The organism is Streptomyces hilarionis (genome assembly GCF_024539675.1).
Classification (GTDB): Bacteria; Actinomycetota; Actinomycetes; order Streptomycetales; family Streptomycetaceae; genus Streptomyces; species Streptomyces hilarionis.
Window position 1 is genome coordinate 1 of record NZ_JAHHIT010000275.1, and the last position, 6,384, is coordinate 6,384.

Annotated in this window: 6 protein-coding genes and 1 tRNA gene; 6 read left to right on the forward strand and 1 reads right to left on the reverse strand. The window is 68.8% G+C overall.

Features of this window, described 5'->3' with window-relative positions; genetic code table 11:
• On the reverse strand, nucleotides 1-822 hold an 822-nt coding region (locus KMS84_RS37465; protein ID WP_256921022.1), incomplete at its 3' end, for a sensor histidine kinase.
• Between the two features lie 166 nt (nucleotides 823-988).
• Here KMS84_RS37465 and KMS84_RS37470 point away from each other — a divergent pair.
• The 6 genes from KMS84_RS37470 (at nucleotide 989) to pth (ending at nucleotide 6,223) form a co-directional block, all read left to right on the forward strand.
• Nucleotides 989-1,861 carry a hypothetical protein gene (locus tag KMS84_RS37470; protein WP_256921023.1) on the forward strand — a complete coding sequence of 291 codons (873 nt, stop codon included), beginning with the start codon at nucleotides 989-991 and terminating at the stop codon, nucleotides 1,859-1,861.
• 11 nt (nucleotides 1,862-1,872) lie between these two features.
• Nucleotides 1,873-1,943 (forward strand) — tRNA-Gln (locus KMS84_RS37475).
• 128 nt (nucleotides 1,944-2,071) lie between these two features.
• Complete coding sequence (glmU, locus tag KMS84_RS37480) at nucleotides 2,072-3,520, forward strand: bifunctional UDP-N-acetylglucosamine diphosphorylase/glucosamine-1-phosphate N-acetyltransferase GlmU (RefSeq protein ID WP_256921024.1); 1,449 nt, start codon at nucleotides 2,072-2,074, stop codon at nucleotides 3,518-3,520.
• Nucleotides 3,521-3,654: 134 nt separating this feature from the next.
• A complete protein-coding gene (locus KMS84_RS37485; protein WP_256921025.1) occupies nucleotides 3,655-4,629 on the forward strand; it encodes a ribose-phosphate diphosphokinase in 975 nt (324 codons plus the stop codon).
• Nucleotides 4,630-4,867: 238 nt separating this feature from the next.
• Nucleotides 4,868-5,458 carry a 50S ribosomal protein L25/general stress protein Ctc gene (locus KMS84_RS37490; protein WP_256921026.1) on the forward strand — a complete coding sequence of 197 codons (591 nt, stop codon included), beginning with the start codon at nucleotides 4,868-4,870 and terminating at the stop codon, nucleotides 5,456-5,458.
• A gap of 162 nt (nucleotides 5,459-5,620) precedes the next feature.
• Nucleotides 5,621-6,223, forward strand: coding sequence for an aminoacyl-tRNA hydrolase (gene pth / locus KMS84_RS37495; RefSeq protein WP_256921027.1), 603 nt, complete (start codon nucleotides 5,621-5,623; stop codon nucleotides 6,221-6,223).
• The last annotated feature ends 161 nt before the right edge of the window (nucleotides 6,224-6,384 follow it).

Below are 6,384 nucleotides of genomic sequence, written 5' to 3' on the forward strand. Positions count from 1 at the left end.
CGCCCCGTCACTGCGCAACACCCCGAGCATCTCCCGCAACTCCGTCAACGCCTGCCGCCCCATGTCCCCCACCAGCACCGCGTTGCGCACCGCCTTCTCCGGATCCTTGCGCGCCACCGCCTGCAACGCCGCCGCATGCACCACCATCAGACTCACCCGGTGCGCCACCACGTCGTGCATCTCCCGCGCGATCCGCGTGCGCTCCTCACCCCGCGCCCACTCCGCCCGCTCCTCCGCCCGCTCCGCGAGCAACTGCAACTCCCGCTCGAGACTGTCCGCCCGCTCACGCAGACTCTCCATCAGCCGCCGCCGCGCCCCCACGTACATCCCCAGCAGCAACGGCGGCGCCGTCAGCCCCAACGACGTCGTGATCGCCGCGAACGGCACGAACCAGTCCCCCAGCGTCAACGACCCGCGGTTCATGCTCTGCCGCACCTGCACGAACGTCACGATCAACGTCCCCAGCAGCTGCATCCCCGCCAGCGAACCGATGATCCGCCGGGGCAGCTCCGACGCGGCGAGCGTGTACAACCCCACGATCCCCATCAGGAAGCCCATCTGCGCCGGCGTGATCGCGATCGCCACCAACACCACCGCGATCGGCCACTTCCGCCGCACCACCAGCACCGAACCGGCCAGCGCCCCGAACACCACGCCCGCCGCCACCGGAATCCCGGCGTCCTGCGCGAACGGAACCCCCTCCACCGCACACTCCACGGCGGACACGAACCCCAGGGTCCAGTCGAACGCCGCGCTACGCCGTCTGCTCCACCACCACGGCCCTCCCCGGGCCGCCGTGTCCTCTTCCCCCGTCGTGGTCATGACTCCACCCTACGGGCGCGGCCCTCGCCATTTCCGGCGACTTTCTCCGCCCGCCCCACACCACACACCGTAACCGAACAACATCGAAACCCACCGGTATCCCTCGAACTGCTGAACCACGCCCGTTCGACCCCGGAACTGAGCATTCCGCCCAGACGGTGTGCGCATGGCACATACCCCCGGCAAGTACGCGGACTTCGAAGGACTGCGCGAGCAGGCGCTCGCCCTGCGGCGGGCGGGCCGCAGCCTCCGGCAGATCCGCGACGAACTGAAGATCCACAACAACGACCTCCTCAACCGGCTCGTCAAGGGCGAGCCGCCCCCGGAGTGGACGAAGCGCCCCAACGCCAAGGACGACCTCAGGGCCAGGGCGCGCGCACTACGACTCCAGGGCTGGACGTACGACCGCATCGAGGCGGAGCTGGGCTGCTCCAGGAGCTCGGTCTCGCTGTGGGTCCGGGATCTGCCGAGGCCGGAGCGCCGGCGCAGCCCGCAGGAGGCCTCGGCGATCGCCCGGCGCGGCTGGGAGGCGAAGCTGCGCGTCCGCGAGGAGGAGCGGCAGCGCGCGAAGCAGGCCGCCCGGCGGGCGGTGGGCCCCCTCTCCCCGCGAGAGCTGTTCCTGGTGGGCGTGAGCCTCTACTGGGCCGAGGGCTCGAAGGACAAGCCGTACCAACGACGCGAGCGGGTCGCCTTCGTCAACAGCGACCCCGGCGTGATCCAGGTCTATCTGGCCTGGCTGGACCTGCTCGGCGTCGCACGCGAACACCTGCGCTTCACCGTCATGATCCACGAGAACGCCGACGTGGCGGGCGCCGAGAGCCACTGGGCCGAGCTCACGGGCGCCGACCGCTCCCGGTTCAACAAGACGACGCTGAAGAAGCACAACCCCAGGACCGTGCGGAAGAACACCGGCGAGTCCTACCGGGGCTGCCTGGTGATCAAAGTCCTGAAGGGCGCCGACTTGTACCGTCGCATCGAGGGCTCCTGGTACGGCATAGTGGAGTCCGCGCGCGAAGCCGATCAACAAAATCGGACATAGCGCGAAATCCATCCCGGATCGTCTAAGGGCAGGACAAACGGTTTTGGTCCGTTGAATGAGGGTTCGAATCCTTCTCCGGGAGCCCACACCACACAAAAGACACGTTCGGGTCCTGCCCCAGCCGGGGTCGGGGCCCGCTCTCATGTCCCCCCGGAAACGCCCCGGTATCCTTCGGATGTCCCCACCTCTCCACAGCCGAAGGGCAACTCCGTGAGCGCCATTCGCCCGGCAGCCGTCGTCGTACTCGCAGCGGGTGAGGGCACCCGTATGAAGTCGGCCATACCGAAGGTCCTGCACGAGATCAGCGGCCGCAGCCTCGTGGGCCACGTGCTGGCCGCCGCCCGCGAGCTGGACCCGGAGAACCTGGTCGTCGTCGTCGGGCACGCCCGCGAGAAGGTCACCGCGCACCTCGCCGAGATCGACTCCGCCGTGCGCACCGCCGTGCAGGAGGAGCAGAACGGCACCGGTCACGCCGTGCGCATGGGGCTGGAGCAGCTCGGCGGCGGGGTCGACGGCACGGTGGTGGTCGTCTGCGGCGACACTCCGCTGCTCACCGGTGCGACGCTGGCGCAGCTGGCGGCGACGCACGGGGCGGACGGGAACGCGGTGACGGTGCTGACGGCCGAGGTGCCGGACGCGACGGGTTACGGGCGGATCGTGCGGGACGAGGCGTCGGGTGCGGTCACGGGGATCGTGGAGCACAAGGACGCGTCGGAGGCGGTGCGGGCGATCCGGGAGATCAATTCCGGGGTGTTCGCGTTCGACGGGCAGTTGCTGGCGGACGCGTTGAAGAAGGTGCGCACGGACAACAGTCAGGGCGAGGAGTACCTGACGGACGTGCTGGGGATCCTGCGGGAGGCGGGGCACCGGGTGGGTGCGTCGGTCGCGGGGGACCATCGTGAGATCGCGGGCATCAACAACCGGGTGCAGTTGAGCGAGGCGCGCCGGATTCTGAACGAGCGGTTGCTGACGGCCGCGATGCTGTCGGGTGTGACGGTGGTGGATCCGGCGTCGACGTGGGTGGACGTGACGGTGACGTTCGAGCAGGACGCGGTGGTTCACCCGGGTACGCAGTTGCACGGGTCGACGCATCTGGGCGAGGGCGCCGAGGTGGGTCCGAACTGTCGGCTGACGGACACGGAGGTCGGTGCGGGGGCGCGGGTGGACAACACGGTGTCGTACAGCGCGCGGATCGGGGCGGGGGCGTCGGTGGGGCCGTTCGCCTATCTGCGGCCGGGTACGCGTCTGGGGGCGAAGGGCAAGATCGGCACGTACGTGGAGACGAAGAACGCGTCGATCGGCGAGGGGACGAAGATCCCGCATCTGTCGTATGTGGGGGACGCGACGATCGGTGAGTACTCGAACATCGGCGCCGCGAGCGTGTTCGTGAACTACGACGGACAGGACAAGCATCACACCACCGTCGGGTCGCATTGCCGGACGGGTTCGGACAACATGTTTGTGGCGCCTGTCACGGTCGGGGACGGTGCGTACACCGCCGCCGGCTCCGTGATCACGAAGGACGTGCCGCCCGGTTCGTTGGCCGTGGCCCGTGGCCAGCAGCGGAATATCGAGGGTTGGGTGGCTCGCAAGCGTCCGGGCAGTGCGGCTGCGAAGGCGGCCGAGGCGGCGTCGCGCCAGGTGGAAGGCGAAGGCTGACCGGAAACGGGCGCGTCGGAGTCGGCGTACCGTGATAAGTGCACACCCGCACCCCACCAGCTGAGACGGCCTCGTCGCGCCCAGCGGCGTGGTTTCTCGACATCCAGCTGAGACACCTCTGAGGAGACAGTGCTGTGACCGGGATCAAGACGACCGGCGAGAAGAAGATGATGTTCTTCTCCGGCCGCGCCCACCCCGAGCTTGCCGAGGAGGTCGCCCACCAGCTGGGTGTCGGGGTCGTCCCGACGAAGGCCTTCGATTTCGCCAATGGTGAGATCTATGTGCGGTATCAGGAGTCGGCGCGCGGCGCGGACTGCTTCCTGATCCAGAGCCACACGGCTCCGATCAACAAGTGGATCATGGAGCAGTTGATCATGATCGACGCGTTGAAGCGTGCGTCGGCGCGTTCGATCACCGTGATCGTGCCGTTCTACGGGTACGCGCGGCAGGACAAGAAGCACCGTGGGCGGGAGCCGATCTCGGCGCGTCTGATCGCGGACCTGATGAAGACGGCGGGTGCGGACCGGATCCTGACGGTGGATCTGCACACGGACCAGATCCAGGGCTTCTTCGACGGTCCGGTGGACCACCTGTTCGCGCTGCCGCTGCTGGCGGACTACGTGGGCAGCAAGGTGGACCGGGAGAAGCTGACGGTGGTGTCGCCGGACGCCGGCCGCGTGCGGGTGGCGGACCGTTGGTGCGACCGGCTGGGGGCGCCGCTGGCGATCGTGCACAAGCGGCGTGACAAGGACGTGGCGAACCAGGTGACGGTCCACGAGGTCGTGGGCGAGGTCAAGGGCCGCGTCTGTGTGCTGGTGGACGACATGATCGACACGGGTGGCACGATCTGTGCGGCGGCCGACGCGTTGTTCGCGCACGGTGCGGAGGACGTGATCGTGACGGCGACGCACGGTGTGCTGTCGGGTCCGGCGGCCGATCGTCTGAAGAACTCCAAGGTGAGCGAGTTCATCTTCACCAACACGCTGCCGACTCCGGGCGAGCTGGAGGTCGACAAGATCACGGTGCTGTCGATCGCGCCGACGATCGCGAACGCGGTGCGTGAGGTGTTCGAGGACGGTTCGGTGACGAGCCTGTTCGACGAGCAGTGAGGGTGCCGGGGCCGGGTGCAGTGACGTTTCTCGTCCGGTGGCGTCCGGTCCCGCTCGCCTGGTGATCGATTTCGTGTACGGCCTTCCCGCTGCGTAGACTGTCCCAGTTGCTCGGCGAGGGAGGCCGTACGCGTGTGTGTTGCGCGTGTGTACGGCGGTCCGTTATCGACGCGCTCTTCGTAGCAGGCCGATGGTGTGGCCGGGTGACCATCTTTCCCCCGTCCTACGAGGAGTGAACATGGCCGAGATCAAGCTCGCCGCCGAGACCCGCACCGAGTTCGGCAAGGGCGCCGCCCGCCGCATCCGTCGTGACAGCAAGGTTCCCGCCGTGGTCTACGGTCACGGCGCCGAGCCGATGCACATCACGCTGCCGGGCCACGAGCTCCAGCTCGCGCTGCGCACCCCGAACGTCCTGCTGAGCCTGGAGCTCGACGGCAAGACGCAGCTGGCCATCCCGAAGGCCGTGCAGCGTGACGCGATCAAGGGCTTCCTCGACCACGTCGACCTGCTTCTGGTCCGCAGCGGCGAGAAGGTCAACGTCGAGGTCTACGTGCACACCGAGGGCGACCTGGCGCCGGGCGCCTACCTGCTCGAGCACGTGCTGAGCACGCTGACCGTCGAGGCAGAGGCCACGCACATCCCCGAGGCCGTCACCGTCTCGATCGAGGGCCTGGAGGCCGGCGCCTCCATCCTGGCGAAGGACATCCCGCTGCCCAAGGGCACCACGCTGGCGATCGACGAGGACGCGGTCGTCCTCCAGGTCCTGGCCGCCCAGGCGGAGGAGGCCCCGGCCGAGGCCGAGGCCGACACCGAGTCCGCCGAGGCCTGATCCTCCGGATCGTCGTTTCGCCGGCCGCCGCTTCCTTCGGGGGGCGGCGGTCTGCGTAGGGTCCCTGTGTGCGGCTGCCGCCGACCGGTGGCCGTGCGTGTTCCGTGGGGGGAGCCTGCCGGTCATCCGTGCGGGTGGCCCGTGTCTGTGAGTCGAGGAGACGTGGACGTGACGACCGATGCCAGTGCGCCGTGGCTGATCGTGGGCCTGGGCAATCCGGGTCCGGAGTACGCGATGAACCGGCACAACGTCGGTTTCATGGTGGCCGATCTGCTGGCCGGGCGGATGGGCGGCCGGTTCAAGCGGGCGGGCAAGGCGCAGGCGCAGGTGGTGGAGGGGCGGCTGGGTCCGCCGGGGGCGGGGAGCCGGCGGGTGGTGCTGGCGAAGCCGATGTCGTTCATGAACCTCTCGGGTGGTCCGGTGAACGCGTTGCGGGACTTCTACAAGGTGCCGTTGGCGAACGTGGTGGCGGTGCACGACGAGCTGGACGTCGACTACGGGGTGCTGCGGTTGAAGCTGGGCGGTGGGGACAACGGGCACAACGGTCTGAAGTCGATGACGAAGGCGATGGGCGCGGAGTACCACCGGGTGCGGTTCGGGATCGGCCGGCCGCCGGGGCGGATGCAGGTGGCGGATTTCGTGCTGAAGGATTTCTCGTCGGCGGAGCGCAAGGAGCTGGACTACTTCGTGGACCGGGCGGCGGACGCGGTGGAGGCGTTGGTGCTGGAGGGGTTGGAGCGGGCGCAGGGGGTGTACAACTCCTGATCCGCCGGTCGGGAGGTTGACGTGCCGTTCGGGCATGGCCAATGATCCCGGCCATGCCTGCCGTAGCCGTCCGTTCCCATCGTCGTCGGAGTTCCTCGTGGAGGGGGCCTGCCGGTGGGTCGGTGGTGGCGTTGCGGTGGGGGCGGTTCGCGGTGATGGGC